The organism is Mycolicibacterium houstonense (genome assembly GCF_900078665.2).
GTDB classification, from domain to species: Bacteria; Actinomycetota; Actinomycetes; order Mycobacteriales; family Mycobacteriaceae; genus Mycobacterium; species Mycobacterium houstonense.
The window spans coordinates 5079326-5102241 of record NZ_LT546207.1 but is presented as its reverse complement, the minus strand read 5'-3'; the positions used below and the strand labels follow the sequence as shown (position 1 = coordinate 5102241).

Genomic DNA, 22916 nt, shown 5'->3' with positions numbered 1-22916 from the left:
GAGCTATCCGGGCTGCATCAGCCCTGACGGGTACTGCCAACGCAACCACCCCTCCCGGTCCTCACCGGATCAAACGGCTCGGTTCTGTTCCATCATCCAGATCGGACCGACATGTTCTACTGCCCCAGCGTGTTCTGCATGGCGCCGGCGAGGACGTTCACGGCTGGGCCCGCGTTGCCGGACTGGCACACCTTGGCTTGCAGCAGCACGTTTTCCCGTTTGCGGGTGGTGTTGAAACAGCGGCGGTCGGTGCCGGCTTCCTGTTTCACCCAATCGGCGTTGGTGTCGCTCGCGGCCCCGCCGGTGAACGTCCACACCTCGTTGACGAAGTTGTCCAGATGCATGGCGGTGGTCTGACCCGAGCAGCCGTTGGTGCGATCGACCACCCGGCGGAACGCCCGGTCAGCGGCATCGGGGGTGGCGAACACCCCGATGGCCTGTTTGACGAAATGGTTGTCGTCATCGGCCGCGGTCTTGGTGGTGGCGCCGTTGAACGAAGCCAGGTCCGGATCGTTGTACACCTCGGGCAGGCCGATGTCGGCCCAGTTGTTGCACACCGGGTTGTCCACCGAGAATCCCTGGAACGGGACGGTGAACTGAGATTCCCACCCCATCGGGGCGCCGATGATGTTGCCCACCGACCCCTTGGGCATGACCGCATAGGACACCACACCAGGATCCGAGGGGCGCGCACCAGCAGGTGCAGCCAATGCCAGCGCGAGACCGGCCAGCCCGAAACCGACAGTCAGGGCACGCATGCCCTCGATCATGCCAGTCAGTAGACCGTGCGGGTGCAATAGGTACGCGCCGGCGACGGGTACGGCCAGGCGTGGTGGCCGGTTTCGGCGGGACAGGCCGACCTGTCCCGCACATCCAACCGCTGCGTCACCTGAACCAACACGCCCGGTCCGCGGTCCGTGCGCGCGGCGCAGTCGGCCAGTTCCACCATGCCCGCGGGCATGCCCAACTCGTAGCAGTGGTTCGCGACCAGATTGGGCACCAGGCACAGGCGAGCGGTCGAGGGGTCGGCCAGGTCGGCGGGCAGATGTTGGTACTCGGCACTCGGACACGTCCCGGTGCCGTCGGCGATGGCCCCGACGGTGTAGCTCGGGTNCCATAGGCGGCCGCGCCCGCCGGGTAGGCCCCCACCGGAGCGGGCCGACGGGCCTCGCCGCCCAGATTCGCCAGCGCGTCGGTGGGTTCGGATGCGCCCCAGGGGAATCGGCGCCGGGCACCGGCCGACGGATCCCACGCGCAGGCTTTCTCCCATTCGACCTCGGTGGGCAGCCGGGCCCCGGCCCAGGCAGCGTAGGCCTCGGCCTCGAAGAAGGTGACGTGCTGAACCGGTTCGTCGGGCGGGATGGTCTCGATGTGGCCGAACCGCGTGCGGGTGCCGTCCGGCCCCCAGAACTGGGGCGCGGACAGGCCGGCTTCCTCGCGGTATGCCCAGCCGCGCGACGACCACCACCGGGACTGCTGATAGCCGCCGTCGTCGATGAACTCACGCCACTCGGCGTTGGTGACCGGCACCCGGCCGATGTAGAAGGGCGCCACGTCGACCTGATGTGCCGGTCGTTCGTTGTCGAGCGAATGCGGTTCGGCCAGTTCGTCCACCCCGAGCAGGAACGGCCCGCCCGGGATCAGCACCGAGGTGCCTGCCACGCCGGACCGGCCGGCCGGTAGGGCGGAGCCGGCATCGAGCAACGGCGGCCCGGACCGCAGATTCAGGGCCTGCAGCATGGTCTCGTCGTGCTGATTCTCATGGCTGACGATCAACCCGAAGTTGAACGCAGAGTCGTCGGCGTCGAGCGAGTCGAGGGCATCCAGCGCGCGGGACCGCACCGTCGCGCAATAGCTGCGGGCGTCGGTGGGCGGCAGCAATGGCAGGTCCACGCGGCTGGCGCGGGAATGTACGAATGCGTCATAGAGCCGGTCCACGTCGGGGGCGAGCATGCCGGGCCGGTCCGGATCGCCGCCGCGCAACAGCCACAGCTCCTCCTGCTGACCGATGTGGGCGAGGTCCCAGACCAGCGGGCTCATCAGCGGGCTGTACTGGCGGTGCAGCTCGGCGTCGTCGAAGTCGACCAGCCGCAGCGTGCGCTCCCGCGCCCGGGTGAGCTGCTGCGCCAACGTCTCTCGTGAGGTCAAAGCTCGCCTTTCACCAGTTGGCTGACCGCAGAAGCGATTCCGTGGCCCACCACCCAGTCCGAGAAATCGTCGGCCGGGCAGCGGCCCTCCTGGACCGAACGCAGCAACAGCCCCATCGATTCCGCCAGCTCCGCCGGTGCGCGCTCCGCGGCGGCCGATACACACGTGATCGCCGATTCCTGTAGCCGCAGGTCGCCGAGGCCGATCCGGGCCGCCCGATCCCAGGCCGTGGCGACCGGGGCGGTGGCCTCGGTGGCGACCGCAGCCGCGTCGGGATCGTCGAGCAGGGTGGTGAGCGTGAAGACCACGGNGTGGCCGCGACGCTCACACAATCGCCGACCGCGAAGACCATGGCCGCGCCACGCTCGGGTTCGGCGTCACCCACGCTGCAGCCGGCGGCCAGCGCCGGCACCGCGAGCAGTGCGGCAATCAGGAGCCGATTGCGCGTCATGGTTAGCGAGAATCTCACGATTCCGGGTACTCCACCCAATGCTTGCCCGAAAAGCCAGGCGCCCCGGCCACCAAGGGGAAGTGGCCGGGGCGTCCATTGGGCTGCAGAGTGGTCTAACCGGCGGTTGCCGCCTGGCAATCGGCGCAGATGCCCCAGAACACGACCTCGGCCTCGTCGACCGCGAAGCCGGCCAGGTCAGAGGGTTCCAGGCAAGGCGTCTCGCCCACTGCGCAGTCGACGTCGGCAACCACACCGCACACCCGGCAGACCAGGTGGTGGTGATTGTCGCCGGCGCGAGTCTCGTAGCGCGCCGAGGAGCCGGCCGGTTCGATACGACGGACCAGGCCCGCGTTCACGCAAGCCCGTAGTACGTCGTAGACCGCCTGGGTGGACACCGCACCGAGGTTCTCGCGGGCCAGACCGGCCACGTCGTCTGCAGTCGAGTGCGGATGGTCGGCGAGCGCCTGGAGAACCGCGACCCGCGGTGCGGTGACACGCAGCCCGGCGGCCCGCAACAGGGCCTTGGGGTCGTGGGGATGCACCGTGGTCACGGCTCCAGTATGCGTGCTCTTTGGAGTCAGTCCAAAAAACGGGGCTGTGATTATGGTCTCGCGGGCGGTGCCGGTGCCGACGGGGTCTCAGGGCGCTCCGGGCGGCTGCCGGGGCCGTCGGGGCCGACGGGACCCCAACCCGGGCCTCCCGGGCCGAATGCGCCGGGTCCACCGGGACCGAACGGCGGCATCATGCCGTGTCCGGGCCCCATCGGGGGGCCGCCGCGGTGGAACATCAACATGCCGCCGCGATCGTGACCGCCGCGGTGATGTCCGTCGCCGCCGGAGTGGGCGCCGAGGAAGAAGCCGGTGCCGAAGACCACGGCGGTGATGAACACGATGCCGGAGATGATGCCCACCCAGGCGAGCACCTGCATGAGCCGGCTCGGCCTGTTCTCGGCGGGCGGGGCCGCCACCGGTGCGACGGGCGCGGGCTCGGTTGCCACCACTGGCTGGGTTGCGGGATCGGGCGAGGTATCAGTCATGCCACGAGCATGGAAGCGTTGCTGAGGTGCTGATCAAGAATTGGCTATGAATCAGCTGTGAAAGAGCCGGGGACTCACTGGTCCCACGGCTTGATCGGGTTCACCGCGAACTGGATCACTCGGTACGGGGTTCCGCCGCGGGCCATGGTGTTCCACTGACTGACGAACACCAGCACCTTGTCCAGCGTGGAACCCGGCGAGATGTAGCCGCCGTAGGGCTGGGCGAGTTGATTGACCTCCGGCGGCGGCAGCGATTCGACGGGATCCGGCCAGGCGCTGGCGAATACGACCGTGGTGACCGGCGCCTCGCCCAGACCCGTCGGGCCGTCGGCGACCCGCATCTCCATGTTCCCGTTGCTGGCATTGAAATAGGACAGCACCGACTTGCCGTCGATCTGCCGGATGCTCACCTCCCCCACACGATCGGGGAACAACGGGGTCGGCGGCTTGCCCCACCCGGCAGTGTTCGACCAGCCCTGCCAGGCGGCCCGGTCGGTGAAGGCCTGCGGGGTGACCCGGTACAGGAACGTCGGGCTGCTGCGATCGAAGTTGTTGGCCAGGATGTACACCCAGCCGCTGGGCGAATCCGGTTGCGGAATCGGGTCGTAGTAACCGCTGATCTGAGACTGGGCGCCGCCCAGATACTCGGCGTCCCGCACCGAACCCGGCACCGTCGGCCAATTCGGCTTGGCCGCATCGGCTTTCACCAGGCGGGAACTGTGCGGTTTGAGGTTGTACGTGGTGGTGATCATCATGTAGTTCTCGCGGTTGATGGACACCACGCCGGCAGGCAACTGGGAGGACCCTGGCGGTGCCGAGTCGGCCAGCAGTGGCTTGTCCACTCCGCTCACGCCCCGGTAGCGCACCCCGGCCGGATCGTCGATCGAATCGGCGTCGACATGAAGCGCCACCGGCGAATACCAGCCACCGAAGCCCACGGCCTGTCCGGCGAAGCTGTCGCCGCAGACCTGGAGCACCCGGCTGGGAAACTCCATGAACTCACACAGGTCGGTGGCGCCGATCCCGTAATCAGCGGTGGGAGTGCCGGTTCCGGCGCTCGGTCCGACGCGCAACACCTGGCCGGGGGCCAGTGGGGGCAGCACCGGGTCGGGAAACCACGGCTCGGCGTGGGCGGACGGTGACTGCCACACCGCCACGGCGAGCACCGCGGCACCGGCGAACCTGCGGGCTGGGCTCACCCGCGGATCAGAGCTCGGCGGCCAGCAGTTCGGCGATCTGGATGGTGTTCAGCGCGGCACCCTTCCGCAGGTTGTCGCCGGATACGAACAAGGCCAGGCCACGCCCGTCCGGCACACCCGGATCCTGCCGGATACGGCCCACCAGGGACTCGTCGACTCCGGCCGCGGCCAGCGGGGTCGGCACGTCGACCAGCTTCACGCCGGGCGCACCGGCCAGCAGTTCGGTGGCGCGCTCAACCGAAAGAGGTTGGGCGAACTCGGCATTGATCGACAGCGAGTGTCCGGTGAACACCGGAACCCGCACGCAGGTGCCGCTCACCGCGAGATCCGGGATGCCCAGGATCTTGCGGCTCTCGTTGCGCAGCTTCTGGTCCTCGTCGGTCTCGCCGGAGCCGTCATCAACGAGTGCGCCGGCGAGCGGAACCACGTTGAACGCGATGGGCGCGACGTACTTGACCGGCGCGGGGAAATCCACCGCCGAGCCGTTGTGCACCAGCGCCTCGGCGCCGTCCACCACGGCGCGGGTCTGCGATGCGAGCTCCTCGACACCGGCCAGCCCGCTGCCCGACACCGCCTGATAGCTCGACACGATCAGCCGGGTCAGCCCGGCTTCCTCGTGCAGCGGCCGCAGCACCGGCATCGCGGCCATCGTGGTGCAGTTGGGGTTGGCGATGATGCCCTTGGGCCGCGTGCCCGCGTCGCGCTTGAAGTTCACCTCGGACACCACCAGCGGCACCTCGGGGTCCTTGCGCCAGGCCGACGAGTTGTCGACGACGACGGCACCGGCCGCGGCGAACCGCGGGGCCTGCACGCGCGACATCGTGGCACCGGCGGAGAACAGCGCGATGTCCAGACCGGACGGGTCGGCGGTCTCGCTGTTCTCGACCTCGATCTCCTGGCCGCGGAACGTCAGCTTCTTGCCCTCGGAGCGGGCCGAGGCGAAGAACCGGACCGAGCTCGCGGGGAAGTTCCGCTCCTCGAGCAGGGTGCGCATGACCTGGCCGACCTGCCCGGTCGCGCCGACTACACCGATCGAAACCATCTCAGCGCCCCGTTCCGCCGTAGACCACGGCCTCGTCGTCGCTACCGAGGTCGAAGGCGTCGTGCAGCGCGGCGACCGCGGTGTCCAGATCGGTGTCCTTCACCAGGACCGAGATCCGGATCTCGGAGGTCGAGATCAGGTCGATGTTGACGCCCACCTCGGCGAGCGCCTCGCAGAACTTGGCCGTGACGCCGGGATGGCTGCGCATACCCGCACCGACCAGCGAAACCTTGCCGATGTGGTCGTCGTAGAGCACCTGGCTGAAGCCGATCTCATCCTGCAGCGAGGTCAGCTTCTGCACCGCGCTCGGGCCGTTGTCCATCGGGCAGGTGAACGTGATGTCGGTCTTGCCGTCTTCGACCTTGGAGATGTTCTGCAGCACCATGTCGATGTTGACGTCGGCGTCGGCGACGGCGCGGAACACCCGCGCGGCGTAGCCGGGTACGTCGGGCACCCCGACGACGGTGACCTTGGCCTCCCCGCGGTCGTGGGCTACTCCGGTGAGAAGGGCGTCTTCCATGGGGATGTCCTCGATCGATCCTTTGACGATGGTGCCGGGCTTGTCCGAGTACGACGAGCGGACGTGAATCGGAACGTTGTACCGGCGGGCGTATTCCACGCAGCGCAGCATCAGCACCTTGGCGCCGCACGCGGCCATCTCGAGCATCTCCTCGAAGGAGACGGTGTCGAGGTGGCGGGCATTGGGCACGATGCGCGGGTCGGCGGTGAAGATGCCGTCGACGTCGGTGTAGATCTCGCAGACGTCGGCCTTCAGCGCGGCGGCCAGCGCGACGGCGGTGGTGTCCGAGCCGCCGCGGCCCATGGTGGTGACGTCCTTGCTGTCCTGGCTGACGCCCTGGAAACCGGCGACCAGCACGATGACGCCCTCGTCCAGCGCGTCGCGCAGGCGACCGGGGGTGACGTCGATGATCTTGGCGTTGCCGTGGGTGCCGGTGGTGACGATGCCGGCCTGCGATCCGGTGAACGAGCGGGCCTGCGCGCCGAGCGACTCGATGGCCATGGCGACCAGCGCGTTGGAGATGCGCTCACCGGCGGTCAGCAGCATGTCCATCTCACGCGCGGGCGGGGCCGGGGACACCTGTTGGGCCAGATCCAGCAGGTCGTCGGTGGTATCACCCATCGCGGAGACCACCACGACGACGTCGTTGCCGGCCTTCTTCGTCTCGACGATTCGCTCGGCCACCCGACGGATCCGGTCGGCATCCGATACCGAGGATCCGCCGTACTTCTGTACGACGAGCGCCACTATCTAACCCTTCGAGCTCGGGAATGAGTCCCACACAGGATAAGGGAGACGCGCACGCGATTTTCCCCGCCGGTAGCTTGGCTGACGTGCCAGACACGCCGAGCGGTCGGTCGGCCGCCACAAGTGTGCCGATCCATCCCGATCTCGCGGCCCGATGGAGCCCCCGGGCCTTCGATCCCGACGCCGTCATCACCGCTGACCAGCTCACCGCGGTGTTGGAGGCGGCGCGCTGGGCGGCCAGCTGGGGGCACCGACAGCCGGTGCGGTTCGTGGTGGGCACTCGCGGGGACGAGACATTCACCACACTCGCCGGCCTGCTCAAGCGGGGCAACAGCTACGCGCAAGCCGCCGCGGCGCTGATCCTGGTGTGCGCGGACGAGGGTGAGGACGAGCGGACTGCCTTGTACTCGGCGGTCGACGCCGGGGCGGCGATCGCACAGCTGACCGTCGAGGCGGTGTCCCGCGGACTCGTCGTCCATCCGATGGCCGGGTTCGACGTCGAGGGCGCGCGGGCCGCGTTCGGCATCCCGGACGGGGTGCGGCCGCTCGCCGTCATCGCGGTCGGCACGCTCGGGGACTACTCGCACGTCGACGAGGCGATCGTCGAACGCGACAGCCGGCCGCGCGAACGGCTACCGCTCGAGCAGATCGCATTCCGTGAGCGTTGGGGAATTCCGTTCAGCTGACGGGCTCACCCGATACTTTCGATGGAGCAAGGTGGGAGGAACACATGGCACACCAGGCCATCCGCAAAGCGGTGATTCCCGCCGCCGGGATCGGTTCGCGTCTCCTGCCGCTAACCAAGGCCATACCCAAAGAGATGCTGCCGGTCGGCGACAAGCCTGTCATCGAACATACGGTGCACGAGCTGGTCGATTCTGGAATCACCGACATCACGATCGTCGTTTCTGGTGGAAAAAACTTGATAGAGGAGCACTTTCGCCCGAATACGACGCTCGTCGACCAATTGCGGGCGGACGGCAAGACCGCTTACGCAGACGCGGTCGAAGAAGTCGGCGAGCTCTCCGCACGGGGCCACATCACCTATCTCCATCAGCACGGTCCATACGGCAACGGCACCCCTGTACTCAACGCCTCTCGGTCGTTCGGCGACGAGCCGGTTCTGGTGCTCTGGCCCGACGACGTCTTCGTCGCGGAGGTACCGCGCGCTCAGCAACTGATCAGCGCCTACGAACAGACGTCGTCCCCGGTTCTGGCCCTTATGCCGATGGCTCCCGAGAACTCGCGCCGGTACGGCGTACCGATCGTCGAAGAGAACCTGGACGGGGGACTGCTGCGGATCAGCGGGATCGTCGAGAAACCGCAGCCACAAGAGGCTCGCTCTGGGTACGCCGCAATCGGCGGCTACGTCATCACACCGGGCATCGTCGACGAACTTCGCGAACTGACGTCACGGTGGTACGAACAGCCGGAGCCCGGCGAGATCTACCTGACCGACGCGATCAACGCATATGCCGGGAGCCATCCCGTGTACGGGCAGGTCATACATGGCCGCTGGTATGACACCGGCAACCCGGCCGACTACCTGGTCGCGCAGTTCGCCTTCGCATTGGCCCACCCCGAATACGGACCCGCGCTGCGGCAGTTGGCCGACGATCCGGACCCGCTGCCGCCCTCGCTTTCGTAGGGAACCGGCGCCGACGACGAGTAACCGAACGCCCGGGCGCTCAGTGCCCGCAAGGCACGCCGTTCGACCACCTCGAAGCTGGCGCCGACATGCTCGTGCAGGGCAGTGCGGCCCGCGTCGAGCTCGTCGTCGAGCAGCAGGTCGACGATCTGCAGGTGCTCGGTGATGGTGGCGGCCACCCGCTCCTCGGTGACGAAGTCGTACATTCTGATCAGCCGGATCCGCCGATTGACGTTGTCGAGGGCGTTCACCATGGCCGCGTTGCCCGACGCGGTGCACAGTGCGATGTGGAACGACTCGTCGAGCAACACCATGTCCGCCTCGGCCGGCGGTGGGCAGGCCTGCAGCGCGGCCCATTGCGCACGCACCGCAGCCAGCCGCTCCTTGTCGTAGTGCAGTTGATCGGTTTCCAGGATGCGGGCGATGCCGCGCAACTCGATGGTGATGCGCAGTTCGTAGAGGTCGCGCACGCCGGCGATGTCGAGGGCCACCGGGTAGTATCCGTCGGACCGGCGTTCGAGCATGCCGTCGGCGTGTAGCCGCACCAGGGCCTCGCGCAGCGGTGTCCGGCTGACGTTGAGCTCCTCGCACCACTGCGACTCGACGAGGCGGGTCCGGTCATCGATCTCGCCGACCATGAGTTTACGGCCGAGGTCGAGATAGACCCGGTCCCGCAGGGATACCGGTTGCCCGACCCGGGCGGTGCTCATCGCAGCTCCTTCAGCGCGGCCACCACGTCGGTGCTCGGCGCGTGCGCCCCGAACACCCCACCCTGCATGGTGATCATGTTCAGCGCCGCAACATGATTGGCGTAGTCAGTCGCGCCAGTGGCATCGGAGACGACCAGGCACTCGTACCCGCGGTCGTTGGCGTCGCGCATGGTGGTGTGCACGCACACGTCGGTGGTGATCCCGGTGAAGATGAGATGGCTGATGCCGTTGCGGCGTAACACCAGGTCGAGATCGGTGGCGTAGAAGCTGCCCTTGCCGGGCTTGTCGATCACGGGTTCGCCTGGCAGGGCGGCCATCTCGGGAACCAGCTGCCAGCCCGGTTCGCCTCGGGTCAGGATCCGCCCGCACGGCCCGGCCGACCCGATCTCGGCACCGATGCGGGCCGAGCGCCAGCGCTTGTTGGCGGGCAGGTCGGACAGGTCGGGGCGGTGACCTTCGCGAGTGTGGATGACGAACAGCCCGGCCGCGCGGGCGGCGGCCAGCACGTCCTGCGCGGGCCCCAGCGGGGTGCGCACCAGCGACAGGTCGTAACCCATGGTGTCGACGTATCCGCCGCGGCCGCAGAAGTCGACCTGCCAGTCGATGTTGATCAGCGCGGTTCGGTCACGGGGGATGTCACCGTCGTAGGGCCAGGCATACGGATTGGCCGGGATCATGATCATCCGGCCTCCCCCGCCAGGGCGGGCTGAGCGGCCCGGGCCGGTAGGTAGGTCAGTGCGGTGAACGCGAGACCGCCGACCACCATCGCCACCACGGCGTCGGACAGCTGTGGCGCGTAGAAGTGCGCCAACAACGCTCCCCCGGCACCGATTGCCCACGCGGCGAACGGTTTCCACGCCAGCACCGCAGTGCCGCGACGGTGGGCGAACACCAGCTGGTCGAGGATGAGCACGATCCCGATGGGCGGCACCAGCACCCCGAGGATGTTGAGCCAGGTGGCGAAGTGCGACCAGATTCCCGCGACGGCGGCGATGGTTCCGACGACGCCAAGCACGATCGTCAACTGGCGCATGGTTTTTCCGGTGATGTTGCCGAACCCGACGGCGCCGTTGTAGAGGCAGTGCGCACACACGCTGCCGAGATTGACGAAGACGAACACGATCGCCAGCGGAACCAGGATGCCGCCGCCCCCGACCAGCACATGCAGGAAATCCCCGCCGGCCGCGCCCGGGGCTGCGGCCGCGCCGAGTGCGACGACGAGCGCGCCCGCCATCTGCGCGATCAGATAGGCCACCGGAAACGCAGCGAAGGCGGCCAGCGCACCTTCCCTGCCGTTGCGCGCCCACCGGGTGAAATCGGCCGTCATGGTGCCCGAATCGGCGAAGCAGGCGAAGACCATGGTCACGGCGACACCGAATCCGAAGGCGTGCACGCCGGCCTCGCCGCCGTAGGTCAGTGCCGACCCCAGCCCGTCCTGCGCCGCCGCCAGCACCACGGCCACCGCTCCGAGCGGAATGAACAGCGCCGAGGCCACTACCCCGATCCACGAGATCGCCCGGATCCCGACGAAGGTCAGGGCCACGAACAACACACCGGCCAGCAGGGTGATCCATGGCGCGCTCCAGCCCATGGAGAGGTTGAGCGTGGATCCCACCATTCCGGTTTGGAAGGCGAACCAGCCGATGACCAGTGCCGAGAGGAATGCGGACACGATACGGAAACCCTTGGTGCCGAAGGTGTCTGCCGCGGTCAGCGCGAAGTTCTTGCCTGACCGGCCGGCGAGGTAGCTCAGGGTGCCGACGTAGGCCATCAGGATGAGATCGCCGACCAGGATGGCCGCCATCCCGGCGACGAAGCCCAGGTTGTAGACCACGATCCCGGCGAACACCGCCGAGGTCATGATCATCGGGAAGCCGACCCACACCGCCGACACCGAGAACAGTGACTTGCGCGCGGACGCCGGGACCGGTTCGTTCTCGTACTCATCCTCGAGCGCGGGGCCGAGGGCCGAATGCTGTTCGGCAGAGGCTGTATCCATGGCTGTATACCGTCCGGTATACGGATTTCTCCGGCGTTTCTGCCCGTGAAGGTTCGGTAACAGGGTCCTCACCGACCCGCTGCGGTGAGGTTTACCGCAATGCAACACAACAAGCGGATCCACGTAACAGAAACGACGTCAACTCCCAGTGATCGGCCCGCCCGGGCCGCCACCCCCAGGAGATGTTGATGGATACAGGAACCACGGCGTTCATGCTGTGTTGCATCATCGGCCTCACGCTGATGATCCCCGGTCTTGCCCTGTTCTACGGCGGCATGGTCTCGGTCAAGAGCTCGACCAACATGATGATGATGACCTTCGGGGCGGTCGCCGTGGTCGGCCTGCTCTGGGTACTGTTCGGATTCTCGATGGTCTTCGGTACGTCGTACGGCGGATTCCTCGGCAGCATCACCGAATTCGCCGGCATGAAAGACCTGATGGAGCCGATGACCACGGTGGCCGGGCTGCCGATCAGTTTGTTCTCCATATTCCAGGCCCTGTTCGCGGCCATCACCGTGGCGCTGATCTCCGGCGCGGTCGCCGACCGGATGAAGTTCGGCGCCTGGATGGTCTTCGCCGCCGTCTGGGCGGTGCTGGTGTATTTCCCCGTCGCGCATTGGGTGTTCGCCTTCGACGGCGTGGTCACCGAGAACTCGGTGGGCGGCTGGATCGCCAACAAACTGCACGCCATCGACTTCGCCGGCGGCACCGCGGTGCACATCAACGCCGGGGCCGCGGCGCTGGCCGTCGCCATCGTGTTGGGCAAATCGGCCATGTTCGGCCAGCTGCGCAAGCCGCACAACGTGCCGTTGACCCTGCTGGGTGCAGGCATGCTGTGGGCCGGCTGGTATGCCTTCAACGGCGGATCCGCCCTGGCCGCTGGAAATTCCGCGGCCATCGTCATGGTCACCACGTTCGTCGCCACCTGCGCGGCGGTGCTGGCCTGGCTGGCCGTCGAGAAGTACAAGACCGGCCACGTCACCGGGGTCGGCGCGGCATCGGGTGCGATCGCAGGCCTGGTCGCCATCACCCCGGCCTGCGGCGCGGTCACGCCGGTCGGCGCGATCTTCGTCGGTGGCATCGCCGGGGCGATCTGCGTCTACGCCGTGGGCTTCAAGGAGAAGCTCGGCTATGACGACTCACTCGACGTGGTCGGCGTGCACCTCGTCGGCGGCGTCGTCGGCACCCTGCTCGTCGGCTTCTTCGCCAGCGAAGGCATGCCGAACGCCACCAACGGCCTGTTCTACGGCGGCGGCATCGACCAGCTGTGGCGGCAGGCCGTCGCGGCAGGCGCGGTGATGCTCTATTCGTTCGCGGTCGCGTTCGCCATCGCCTACGTGATCAAGAAGACGATGGGTATCCGGATCTCCCCAGAAGAGGAGGAGAAGGGTATCGACTCGACGTTCCATCGGGATTCGGCTTACGAGCTCGAATTCGCCTGACAGAGAAGATAATTCCCCGGCCCGGCTGCCGTGGCCCGCTCCCGCGGCAGCCGGTGACCGGGGATTACTCGGCTCGCCAAAGTTTCCTACTGTGATACATTGATTCCCAACAAGAGACGAAAGTGCTGGTGACATGCCCTCCGATCTCGCCACCCTCGCCGAACAATCCGGCACCAGGTTCATCCTCGCGCTGTTCGTAGACCTGCGCGGAAAGCCTTGCGCCAAGCTGGTTCCCGTCCAATCCGTCGATCTGTTGGCCAGCGACGGGGTGGGCTTCGCCGGCTACGCCGTCGGTGCGATGGGCCAGGAGCCCAAGGACCCCGACCTGATGGCCATCCCCGACCCGGCCTCGTTCACCCCGGTCCCTTTCATCAAGGAGGGTCTGGCGCTGGTGCACTGCGATCCGCACGTCGAAGGCCGGCCGTGGCCGTACGCGCCGCGGGTGATCCTGAAGGGTCTGATCCAGCGGGCCGCCGACGCGGGGTTCGAACCCTGGGTCGGCGCCGAGGTCGAGTACTTTCTGCTTCGGCGCGACGCCGATGGTGCCCTGGCCACCGCCGACGCGGCGGACACCGCCGCCCAACCGTGCTACGACGCGCGTGGGGTCACCCGGATGTATGACCACCTCACCGCGATCTCGACGGCCATGAATGCGCTGGGCTGGTCCAACTACGCCAACGACCACGAGGACGGCAACGGTCAGTTCGAGCAGAACTTCGAGTTCTCCGACGCCCTGACCACCGCCGACCGGGTGATCACGCTGCGCTACCTGTTGTCGATGATCGCCGCCGAACGCGACATGGTGGCCACCTTCATGCCCAAGCCCTTCTCCGACCGCACCGGCAGCGGCCTACACCTGCACATGTCGCTGACCAGCGGCGGAAATCCGGTGTTCCCGACCGCCGGCGACGATGACCGCGGTCTCGGCCTGTCCGAGACGGCCTACGGATTCATCGGGGGCATCCTCGACCATGCCTGCGCGCTGCAGTCCGTCGTCGCGCCGACGGTCAACTCCTACAAGCGCACCGGCGCCACCTCGACCGCGTCGGGGGCGTCGTGGGCACCGCGCAAGCCGAGCTATGGCGGCAACGACCGCACCCACTACATCCGGGTGCCCGACAGCCAACGCATCGAATTGCGCGGCGGTGACGGCTCGGCCAACCCCTATCTGGCGATCGCCGCGGCGCTGGGGGCCGGCCTCGACGGGGTCAAGCGCAGCCTCGATCCCGGCGCGGTGGGAGCCCAGGGCCCGGCGGCACTGCCGCCCACGCTGCTGCATGCCGTCGAGTCACTCGAGGCCGACCCGGTCGTCACCGGCGTGCTCGATGTCGCCGGCGACGGCGTCGCCGCCTACTTCGCCGACGTGAAACGCGCCGAGTTCTTCGACTACCACGGCACCGTCACGCCGTGGGAGGTCGACCGATACCTGACGGCGTTCTGAGAGGAGACACCGTGTGTGGAATCGTCGGGCTGCATCTGCGTAGCCCCGAGTTGTATCCGCGGCTTGGCGAACTGCTGGCCGCGATGCTGGGCGAGATGTCCGACCGCGGCGCCGATTCGGCGGGAATCGCGGTCTACGGAGATCCCGAATGGTCACCGTACGGGCAGGGCTGCGTGTCGGTCACCGACATCGCCGAGGCGCCGGACCTGGGCCCGGATGTGGATGTGGTGCAGGTGGATACGACGTACCTGCTATCGGCCGACATGTCGTCGGAGGACCTGCTGGGCCTGGTCCGGGAGGCCTACCCGACGGCACTGATCTCCGGATTCGGTCCCGATCTGGCCGTGCTCAAGGGCGTCGGGCATCCACGCGCCCTCACCGAGTCCTGGGGGCTGGCCAAGGCCCAGGGCTGGCAAGGTGTCGGGCACACCCGGATGGCCACCGAGTCCGCGGTAACCCCGTCGGGCTGCCACCCCTACACCGTCGGCCCCGGGCAATGCCTGGTGCACAACGGCTCCTTCGCCAACCACGCCACGATCCGCCGTGAACTGCGCCGGGCCGGTGTGGAGTTCGACAGCGAGAACGACACCGAGGTGGGCGCCCGGTTCGTGGCCGAACAACTGGCCGCGGGCCGCGACGTGGCCACCGCGTTGAAGGAGCTCTGTGCCACCTTTGATGGCTTCTACACACTGCTGGTCTCCGATCCCGATTCGTTCGCGGTGGTGCGCGACGCCATCGCCTGCAAACCCGCGGTCATCGCCGAAACCGACGACTGGGTGGCGATGGCCAGCGAATACCGCGCGCTGGCCGGGTTGCCCGGAGTCGAGCAGGCACGTATTTGGGAACCGGAACCGGAGGTGGTCTACGCATGGACACGCTAGTTGGGTTTGATTTACGCACAACGCCTTTGCGTGAGGTGAACGCCGCGTTGCACCATCCGGACGTCGAGGGGGATTACGTCATCGCCCACCCCGATGGCGCGCACAACGTGGCCGTCGGGCTCGACGCACCGGTGCGGGTGACGGTCGAGGGTCACGTCGGCTACTACGCCGCCGGGATGAATCAGCATGCCGAGGTCACCATCAACGGCAACGCCGGCACCGGCGTGGCCGAGAACATGATGAGCGGCACGGTGCGGGTGAAAGGCAATGCCTCACAGTCCGCAGGCGCCACCGCCCACGGCGGGCTGCTGGTCATCGAGGGTGACGCGGCCGCGCGGTGCGGCATCTCGATGAAGGGCGTGGACATCGTGGTGGGCGGCAGCATCGGCCACATGAGCGCGTTCATGGCCCAGGCCGGCCGGCTGGTGGTGCGCGGCGACGCCGGGGAGGCGCTCGGCGACTCGATCTACGAGGCCCGCATCTACGTCCGCGGTGAGGTGGCCTCACTCGGGGCGGACTGTGTCGCCAAACCGATGCGGCCCGAGCACCACGCCGAGCTGGCTGAACTGTTGGCAGCAGCGGGATTTGACGACGACACCTCCGACTACACCCGCTACGGCTCAGCGCGAAACCTCTACCACTTCCACGTCGACAATGCGAGTGCCTACTGATGCGAGAATCCGCCACCTTCGATCGCTCCACGATCGCCGACATCCAACGCGCCGCCGAGACCGGCATCTACGACATCCGCGGCTGGGGCGCCAAACGCAAGCTTCCCCACTTCGATGACCTGCTGTTCCTCGGCGCATCGATGTCGCGCTATCCGCTGGAAGGCTACCGGGAACGCTGCGGCACCGATGTGGTGCTCGGTGACCGGCATGCCAAACATCCTCTGCACCTGGATATCCCGGTCACCATCGCGGGCATGAGCTTCGGCGCGTTGTCCGGCCCGGCCAAGGAGGCGCTGGGCCGCGGAGCCAGCGAGGCAGGCACCTCGACCACCACCGGCGACGGCGGCATGACACCCGAGGAACGTGGACAGAGCAAGCACCTGGTCTACCAGTACCTGCCCTCGCGCTACGGGATGAATCCCGACGATCTGCGTAAGGCCGATGCCATCGAGGTAGTGCTCGGCCAGGGCGCCAAACCGGGCGGTGGCGGAATGTTGTTGGGGCAGAAGATATCCCCGCGAGTGGCTGCGATGCGGACGCTGCCCGAGGGCATCGACCAGCGCAGCGCCTGCCGGCACCCGGACTGGACCGGCCCGGATGATCTGACCATCAAGATCAACGAATTGCGCGAGATCACCGACTGGGAGAAACCGATCTACGTCAAGGTCGGCGCGACCCGCACCTACTACGACGTGAAGCTCGCCGTGCATGCCGGGGCCGACGTGGTGGTGGTCGACGGCATGCAGGGCGGCACCGCGGCGACCCAGGAGGTGTTCATCGAGCACGTCGGCATCCCGACGCTGGCGGCGGTGCCGCAGGCCGTGCAGGCTCTCCAAGAACTCGGCGTTCACAGGCAGGTCCAACTGATCGTGAGCGGTGGCGTTCGCTCGGGCGCCGACGTGGCCAAGGCCTTGGCCCTTGGCGCCGATGCCGTCGCGATCGGTACGGCCGCGCTGATCGCGCTCGGCGACAACCATCCCCGCTATGCCGCCGAGTACGAAAAACTCGGCAGTGCAGCCGGTTTCTACGACGACTTCCAGGACGGCCGGGATCCGGCGGGCATCACCACCCAGGATCCGGAACTGGCGGCCCGGTTCGATCCGATCGAGGGCGGCCGTCGGTTGGCCAATTACCTGCGGGTGCTGACCATGGAGGCCCAGACCATCGCCCGGGCCTGCGGCAAGGCCCACGTGTGCCACCTGGAACCCGAGGATCTGGTCGCGGTCACCATAGAGGCCGCCGCGATGGCCCGGGTTCCGCTGGCCGGCACGAACTGGATTCCGGGGACCTGATGCAGACAGCTGATGTGGTGATCGTCGGCGGCGGACTGGAAGGGGCCGCGGCTGCCTGGGCGTTGAGTCAACGAGGCGTCACCGATGTGACCGTCCTCGAGCGCAATACCGTCGGCTCCGGAATGACGGGTAAGTCCAGCGGGATCGTGCGCTGCCACTACGGGGTGAGCTCGCTGGCGGCCATGGCGACCGTCGGTCTCGAGGTCTTCGAGAATGCCGAGCAGATGTTCGGTACCGACATCGGGTTCCGGCAGACCGGCTACGTGGTCGGCGTCGGCGAGCCCAACGTTGACAACCTGCGCAAGAGTCTGGCCGCGCAACGTGAGGTCGGGGTGCAGACCGAGGAGATCTCGGCCGCCGAAGTGGCCGAGCTGTGGCCGTGGGCCGACCTGGAACCGTTCGCGGCGTTCGGCTGGGAACCTCGCGGTGGATACGGCGACGCCTACCAGACCGCACAGGCCTTCGCCGCCTCGGCGCGGTCGGCCGGGGCGCGAATCCGCCAGGGCGCCAAGGTGACCGGGCTGACCGTCGACGGTGACCGGGTCACCGGGGTCGAGCTGGCCGACGGCACCCGGGTGTCGGCGGGCACCGTCGTCGTCGCCACCGGGGTCTGGACGCGTCCCTTCCTGGCGCCCTATGGCGTCGACGTGCCGATCAATGTGCACCGCGAACAGATCGTGATGATCAAACCCGGAGTGGAACTCGGCCCCGTGCCGGTGTTCTCGGATCTGGTGTCGCTGCAATACATTCGGCCCGAACCCAACGGTGAACTGTTGTTCGGCAACTCCGATCTGTCCGGGTTGGAGACCGCCGACCCGGACGACTACCTGAACCGGGCCACCGACGACTTCGTCGACCTCACCGTCGACAAGGTCGGCACCCGGTTCCCGGGTTTCCCCGACGCGGCGATCACCGGCAGCTACGCCGGGTGCTACGACGTCACCCCGGACTGGAACCCCGTCATCTCCGCGACCGGTATCGAGGGCCTGATCGTGGCAGCGGGTTTCAGCGGGCACGGCTTCAAGATCGCTCCGGCGGTCGGCAGGCTGGTCGCCGACCTGGTGACCGATGGCCGCAGCAGCGACGCGCGGATTCCCGAGTCGGATTTCCGCCTGGCCCGGTTCGCGGAGGACAATTTGCTCACCAGCCGGTATCCGTACGTCGGGGCCGGGGAGATGCGCTAGACAGGAGTGCTGTGAGCGACCTGCCTCTGCTCCGCAATGCCGGCACGGCCCGCGAGCGCGATCCGCACGAGCCGGTCGAGGAACTGGAGTTCGAGGCGGCCATCGGGCGCAATGTGCGCCAACTGCGTCAGCAACACGGGCTGACCGTGGCCGACATGGCCGCCCGGGTAGGCATTTCCAAGGCGATGTTGTCGAAGATCGAGAACGCCCAGACCTCCTGCAGCCTGTCCACCCTGGCGTTGCTGGCGAAGGGTCTCGACGTCCCGGTCACCAGCCTGTTCCGCGGGGCCGACGTCGAGCGCCCGGCGGCGTTCGTGAAGGCGGGCACCGGGCCGGAGATCGTGCGCAACGGCACCAAACAGGGGCATGAGTATCAACTGCTCAGCTCGCTGCGCGGGGAGCACAAGCGGCTGGAATGTCTACACGTCACGCTGACCGAGAAGAGCCAGACCTACCCGCTGTTCCAGCATCCGGGCACTGAGTTCATCTACATGCTCGAAGGGGTCATGGATTACAGCCACAGCCGCTCGGTGTACCGGCTGCAGCCGGGAGACTCACTGCAGATCGACGGGGAAGGCGCCCACGGACCGGTCGACCTGATCGAACTTCCGATCCGGTTCCTGTCGGTGATCGCCTTCCCCGATTCGCAGGTGTAGGACCCTTCCGGACACCTTCCGCTCATACTGCGTAAACCTCGGGTCGCTACTTCTGAACGCCGACCGGGGGCGGTGAAGGAGGCACATGAGCAGCACCAAGGCCGGTACGGCCGCGATCAGCCTGCGCCAGGCGATCGCGACGGACACCGCCAAGGCCATCGAGCTCTGGCTTGAGATCGAGCCTGAGCCCGCCGAGCGCGAGCGGCAGATCGCCGCGTTGCCCACCGCGGCCCGAGGCAGATTGGGCGAATTGCTCGACGCTGACACCGGTGCCGATCTCCTCGGGTCCATCGAGGCCGACCTGGCCGCCAAGGTGCTCAAGGCGATGCCGGTTGCGGCCGCGGGCGGACTGCTCGGTGCGCTCGACACCCCATACGCAGCCGAGATTCTGCGGCGATTCTCCGACCCGAGGCGGGACTCGCTGCTCGGGGCGATGGTCATCGATCAGGCTCGGATGCTGCGCGGCATCCTGGCCTGGCCCGAAGACTCGGTTGCGGCGCACATGCAGCCCGATGCGCTGACGGTGGCACCGACTGCGACCGTGGCGCAGGCCGTGGACCAGATCCGGGAACACGCCGCCAACCGTCCGCGCGATTCGTCCGGGGCGTACGTCTACGTGGTCGGGCCGGACGATGTGCTCCTCGGTGCGGTCCGCCTGCGCGACCTCGTGCTGGCGCAGGCCGAGCGTCCGGTCGCCGAATTGATGAACGACCATGTCACCGTCGCACCACTGACCGATGTCGAAGACGCGGCCATGACGCTCATCGACCACAAGCTCGACGAATTGCCGGTCGTGGACGCCGAGGACCGGCTGCTGGGCGTCCTCACCGAGGACGACGCCGTGCAGATCGCCGAGCAGGAGGCGACCGAGGATGCCGAACGCCAGGGTGGATCCGAACCCTTGGATGTGCCCTACCTGCGGGCCTCTCCGTGGCTGCTCTGGCGCAAACGGATCGTTTGGCTGCTGGTGCTCTTCGCCGCCGAGGCCTACACCGGGACGGTGTTGCGGGCATTCGAGGAGGAGATGGAAGCCGTTGTCGCCCTGGCGTTTTTCATTCCTCTGCTGATCGGAACCGGCGGCAACACCGGCACTCAGATCACCACCACTCTCGTCCGGGCGATGGGCACCGGCCAGATCCGGTTCCGCGACATCCCCGCGATCGTCACCAAAGAACTCTCAACCGGTTCGCTGATCGCGATCGCCATGGCGGCCGCGGCGATGGTGCGGGCGTGGACGTTGGGCGTCGGGCCCGAGGTCACCCTGACCGTGTGCCTGACGGTCGCGGCTATCGTGATGTGGGCCTCATTGGTGTCGTCGGTGCTGCCCCTGGTTCTTAAAAAGGTGAAGGTGGACCCGGCGGTGGTGTCGGCCCCGATGATCGCGACCATCGTCGATGGCACCGGTCTGATGATCTACTTCTGGATCGCCCACCTGACGCTGCCGCAGCTGGCGGGCTTGTAATACACGCCGGGTCGTCCCGGTCACTGGCCCTGCAAGATGGTGACCCGCTGCGGGCCGTGGTGGTTGTGCCAGCCGGGTTTCATGCCGGGAGCCGGAGTGGCGTAGGTGTCCGGGCTGTAGAGGTTGCCCGGCCCCTGCGGCCCCTGAGCGGCGGCCGTGCCGGCCAGGCCCAGCGCGACGGCGCCGAGGAAGCCCGCGGACAGCAGGGGCAGTGCCAGCGCTTTGGTGAACTTCGTCATGATGTGATCCTTTGTCTCAGTTGGGTTTTCGGTTTGCTTGGCCCTGGATTGGGCTGCTGAGACAAGAATGCGATCCAGACGGCTTCCGGTCTGTCCGGCGATAGGGCGATGCGGCTGGTGAAGCTGCGTTCCCCCGATCGGGGGACGTGCACGTCATCGGCGGGTTTTGGCCTGAGATTTGCGCGGAGTACAGTTGAGCGCGTGCAGCGGGTGCTCCTTCTCGGACGCCGCGACGGGGTCTGACCAGACCGGCTTCCCGTCGCGGGTTTTTGCGATCCGCCGGTCGAGTCCCCAATCAACTCCCGGAGCAAAAACCATGACCACCCCCGACATCTCTGTTGATGCCTTCAGTTCGGTCCGCGCGATCAATACGCCGGACGGCGCGCCCAACCCCGGTCAGCCCGTCTGGAACACCCAGCGCGGCTCGTCCATGCCGGTCAGCCGCTATCGCAGCTTCGCCGAAGAGGTCCCCGGCGGCAGCCCGGCCTTCGGCACCGGCGTCCCGTTCGACCGCACCTGGCCGGACCGCGTCATCGACAAGGCACCAATGTGGTGTGCGGTCGACCTGCGCGACGGCAATCAGGCCCTGATCGACCCGATGAGCCCGGCGCGCAAGCGCCGCATGTTCGACCTGCTGGTCCGGATGGGCTACAAGGAGATCGAGGTCGGTTTCCCCTCGGCCAGCCAGACCGACTACGACTTCGTCCGCGAGATCATCGAACAGGGCGCGATCCCCGAGGACGTGACCATTCAGGTGCTGACCCAGTGCCGGCCCGAGCTGATCGAGCGCACCTTCGAGGCCTGCGCGGGCGCCCCGCAGGCGATCGTGCACTTCTACAACTCGACGTCGATCCTGCAGCGCCGCGTGGTGTTCCGCGCCGACCGCGACGCCGTCAAGAAGATCGCCACCGACGGCGCGCGGATGTGCGTCGACGAGGCCAAGAAGTACCCGGAGACGCGGTGGCGTTTCGAGTACTCCCCCGAGTCCTACACGGGCACCGAGCTGGAGTACGCGGTCGAGGTGTGCAACGCGGTGGCCGACATCGTCAAGCCCACGCCGGAGTGGCCGCTGATCGTCAACCTGCCTGCCACCGTCGAGATGGCCACCCCGAACGTCTACGCCGATTCGATCGAGTGGATGAGCAGGCACCTGGCCCCGCGCGACTCGATCATCCTGAGCCTGCATCCCCACAACGATCGCGGAACCGGTGTCGCCGCAGCCGAATTGGGCTACCAGGCCGGCGCCGACCGGATCGAGGGCTGCCTGTTCGGCAACGGCGAGCGCACCGGCAACGTCTGCCTGGTGACCCTGGGCCTGAACATGTTCAGCCGGGGTGTCGACCCGCAGATCGACTTCTCCAACATCGACGAGATCCGTCGCACGGTCGAGTACTGCAACCAGCTGCCCGTGCACGAACGCCACCCGTACGGCGGCGACCTGGTCTACACCGCGTTCTCCGGCAGCCACCAGGACGCCATCAACAAGGGCCTGGACCAGATGAAGGTGGATGCGGATGCCGCCGACGCCGACATGGACGACATCCTGTGGCAAGTTCCCTACCTGCCGATCGACCCCAAGGACGTCGGGCGCACCTACGAGGCCGTGATCCGGGTGAACTCGCAGTCCGGCAAGGGCGGGGTGGCCTACATCATGAAGGCCGACCACGGGCTGTCACTGCCGCGCCGGCTGCAGATCGAGTTCAGCCAGGCGATCCAGCAGATCACCGACGGCGAGGGCGGCGAGGTGTCGCCCAAGGAGATCTGGGACGCGTTCTCCGAGGAGTACCTGGCCCCGATCACGCCGCTGGAGCGGATCCGCCAGAAGGTGGTCGCCTCGGAGGTGGACGGTGGTACCGACACCATCACCGCGATCGTCAAGATCGACGGTGCGGAGCGCGAGATCGTCGGCGCGGGCAACGGTCCGCTGGCGGCATTCGTCGACGCCCTGGGCGCGGTCGGCTACGACATCAACGTGCTGGACTACTCCGAGCACGCCATGTCCTCCGGCGAGGAGGCTCAGGCCGCGGCATATGTCGAGGCGTCCATCGCGGGCAAGACCGTCTGGGGCGTCGGTATCGCCACGTCGATCACAACTGCATCACTTCGGGCGGTCGTATCTGCCGTCAACCGCGCCGCGCGTGGTTAGCT

General features: G+C 67.5%; 21 protein-coding genes and 2 pseudogenes. 11 read left to right on the top strand and 12 right to left on the bottom strand.

The features are described 5' to 3' along the window. Positions 1 to 116: 116 nt before the first annotated feature. From BN4332_RS25670 to BN4332_RS25625, 8 genes and pseudogenes are all read right to left on the bottom strand, one after another. On the bottom strand, positions 117 to 758 hold the full coding sequence (locus BN4332_RS25670; protein ID WP_200820351.1) for a sensor domain-containing protein: 642 nt from the start codon (positions 756 to 758) through the stop codon (positions 117 to 119). Positions 759 to 1116: 358 nt separating this feature from the next. Next, positions 1117 to 2148 (bottom strand): annotated as a pseudogene (locus tag BN4332_RS25660) (SUMF1/EgtB/PvdO family nonheme iron enzyme); the annotation flags it as partial. Then, positions 2145 to 2456 (bottom strand): annotated as a pseudogene (locus tag BN4332_RS25655) (ergothioneine biosynthesis glutamate--cysteine ligase EgtA); the annotation flags it as partial. The pseudogenes BN4332_RS25655 and BN4332_RS25660, both read right to left, overlap by 4 nt. 256 nt (positions 2457 to 2712) lie before the next feature. Next, positions 2713 to 3150 carry a Fur family transcriptional regulator gene (locus BN4332_RS25645; protein WP_066902266.1) on the bottom strand — a complete coding sequence of 146 codons (438 nt, stop codon included), beginning with the start codon at positions 3148 to 3150 and terminating at the stop codon, positions 2713 to 2715. 50 nt (positions 3151 to 3200) lie between these two features. Continuing rightward, positions 3201 to 3635, bottom strand: a complete 435-nt coding sequence (locus BN4332_RS25640) for a hypothetical protein (protein WP_066902265.1) — start codon at positions 3633 to 3635, stop codon at positions 3201 to 3203. 74 nt (positions 3636 to 3709) lie between these two features. Next, positions 3710 to 4786 carry a DUF4185 domain-containing protein gene (locus BN4332_RS25635; protein ID WP_235654310.1) on the bottom strand — a complete coding sequence of 359 codons (1077 nt, stop codon included), beginning with the start codon at positions 4784 to 4786 and terminating at the stop codon, positions 3710 to 3712. A 55-nt stretch (positions 4787 to 4841) separates the two neighbouring features. Beyond that, the gene (locus tag BN4332_RS25630; RefSeq protein WP_066902263.1) at positions 4842 to 5876 is read right to left on the bottom strand and encodes an aspartate-semialdehyde dehydrogenase; all 1035 of its coding nucleotides are present in this window, start codon (positions 5874 to 5876) and stop codon (positions 4842 to 4844) included. Between the two features lies 1 nt (position 5877). Next, on the bottom strand, positions 5878 to 7143 hold the full coding sequence (locus BN4332_RS25625) for an aspartate kinase (protein ID WP_066902262.1): 1266 nt from the start codon (positions 7141 to 7143) through the stop codon (positions 5878 to 5880). Positions 7144 to 7229: 86 nt separating this feature from the next. Here BN4332_RS25625 and BN4332_RS25620 point away from each other — a divergent pair, with 86 nt between their 5' ends. Continuing rightward, positions 7230 to 7829 carry a nitroreductase family protein gene (locus BN4332_RS25620; protein ID WP_066902261.1) on the top strand — a complete coding sequence of 200 codons (600 nt, stop codon included), beginning with the start codon at positions 7230 to 7232 and terminating at the stop codon, positions 7827 to 7829. A gap of 71 nt (positions 7830 to 7900) precedes the next feature. After that, positions 7901 to 8791 (top strand): UTP--glucose-1-phosphate uridylyltransferase, encoded by an 891-nt coding sequence (locus tag BN4332_RS25615; protein WP_435405180.1) that lies wholly within the window; start codon positions 7901 to 7903, stop codon positions 8789 to 8791. Here BN4332_RS25615 and BN4332_RS25610 read toward each other — a convergent pair. Genes BN4332_RS25610 through BN4332_RS25600 form a run of 3 tightly spaced genes read right to left on the bottom strand, consistent with a single transcriptional unit; the run spans position 8686 to position 11500 of the window. Beyond that, the gene (locus BN4332_RS25610) at positions 8686 to 9501 is read right to left on the bottom strand and encodes a GntR family transcriptional regulator (RefSeq protein WP_084459405.1); all 816 of its coding nucleotides are present in this window, start codon (positions 9499 to 9501) and stop codon (positions 8686 to 8688) included. The genes BN4332_RS25615 and BN4332_RS25610 overlap by 106 nt on opposite strands. Further along, complete coding sequence (gene biuH / locus BN4332_RS25605) at positions 9498 to 10184, bottom strand: biuret amidohydrolase (RefSeq protein WP_066902259.1); 687 nt, start codon at positions 10182 to 10184, stop codon at positions 9498 to 9500. The genes BN4332_RS25610 and biuH overlap by 4 nt, the downstream gene beginning before the upstream one ends. Continuing rightward, positions 10181 to 11500: a cytosine permease gene (locus BN4332_RS25600; RefSeq protein WP_066902258.1), complete on the bottom strand. Its 1320-nt coding sequence runs from the start codon at positions 11498 to 11500 to the stop codon at positions 10181 to 10183. Before BN4332_RS25600 ends, biuH begins: the two co-directional genes overlap by 4 nt. 188 nt (positions 11501 to 11688) lie before the next feature. On the opposite strand from BN4332_RS25600, the gene BN4332_RS25595 reads away from it, so the two are divergent. The 8 genes from BN4332_RS25595 to mgtE all read left to right on the top strand — a co-directional run bounded on the left by BN4332_RS25595 (position 11689) and on the right by mgtE (position 20529). Beyond that, complete coding sequence (locus BN4332_RS25595; RefSeq protein ID WP_066902285.1) at positions 11689 to 12942, top strand: ammonium transporter; 1254 nt, start codon at positions 11689 to 11691, stop codon at positions 12940 to 12942. 133 nt (positions 12943 to 13075) lie between these two features. After that, on the top strand, positions 13076 to 14383 hold the full coding sequence (gene glnT, locus BN4332_RS25590) for a type III glutamate--ammonia ligase (RefSeq protein ID WP_066902257.1): 1308 nt from the start codon (positions 13076 to 13078) through the stop codon (positions 14381 to 14383). An 11-nt stretch (positions 14384 to 14394) separates the two neighbouring features. Continuing rightward, positions 14395 to 15264, top strand: a complete 870-nt coding sequence (locus tag BN4332_RS25585) for a class II glutamine amidotransferase domain-containing protein (RefSeq protein WP_066902256.1) — start codon at positions 14395 to 14397, stop codon at positions 15262 to 15264. After that, positions 15252 to 15935: a GltB/FmdC/FwdC-like GXGXG domain-containing protein gene (locus BN4332_RS25580; RefSeq protein ID WP_066902255.1), complete on the top strand. Its 684-nt coding sequence runs from the start codon at positions 15252 to 15254 to the stop codon at positions 15933 to 15935. Before BN4332_RS25585 ends, BN4332_RS25580 begins: the two co-directional genes overlap by 13 nt. Continuing rightward, complete coding sequence (locus tag BN4332_RS25575) at positions 15935 to 17227, top strand: FMN-binding glutamate synthase family protein (RefSeq protein ID WP_066902254.1); 1293 nt, start codon at positions 15935 to 15937, stop codon at positions 17225 to 17227. The genes BN4332_RS25580 and BN4332_RS25575 overlap by 1 nt, the downstream gene beginning before the upstream one ends. Next, positions 17224 to 18411, top strand: a complete 1188-nt coding sequence (locus BN4332_RS25570; RefSeq protein WP_096867140.1) for an NAD(P)/FAD-dependent oxidoreductase — start codon at positions 17224 to 17226, stop codon at positions 18409 to 18411. Before BN4332_RS25575 ends, BN4332_RS25570 begins: the two co-directional genes overlap by 4 nt. An 11-nt stretch (positions 18412 to 18422) precedes the next feature. After that, positions 18423 to 19067 (top strand): type II toxin-antitoxin system RelB family anti-toxin, encoded by a 645-nt coding sequence (locus BN4332_RS25565; protein ID WP_066902252.1) that lies wholly within the window; start codon positions 18423 to 18425, stop codon positions 19065 to 19067. An 85-nt stretch (positions 19068 to 19152) separates the two neighbouring features. Beyond that, positions 19153 to 20529, top strand: a complete 1377-nt coding sequence (mgtE, locus tag BN4332_RS25560; protein ID WP_066902251.1) for a magnesium transporter — start codon at positions 19153 to 19155, stop codon at positions 20527 to 20529. A 20-nt stretch (positions 20530 to 20549) separates the two neighbouring features. On the opposite strand, the gene BN4332_RS25555 is transcribed toward mgtE, so the two are convergent. Further along, positions 20550 to 20768: a hypothetical protein gene (locus BN4332_RS25555; RefSeq protein ID WP_066902250.1), complete on the bottom strand. Its 219-nt coding sequence runs from the start codon at positions 20766 to 20768 to the stop codon at positions 20550 to 20552. 316 nt (positions 20769 to 21084) lie between these two features. Between BN4332_RS25555 and leuA the strand changes: the two genes are divergently transcribed. Next, positions 21085 to 22914: a 2-isopropylmalate synthase gene (gene leuA, locus BN4332_RS25550; protein ID WP_066902249.1), complete on the top strand. Its 1830-nt coding sequence runs from the start codon at positions 21085 to 21087 to the stop codon at positions 22912 to 22914. Positions 22915 to 22916 lie beyond the last annotated feature (2 nt).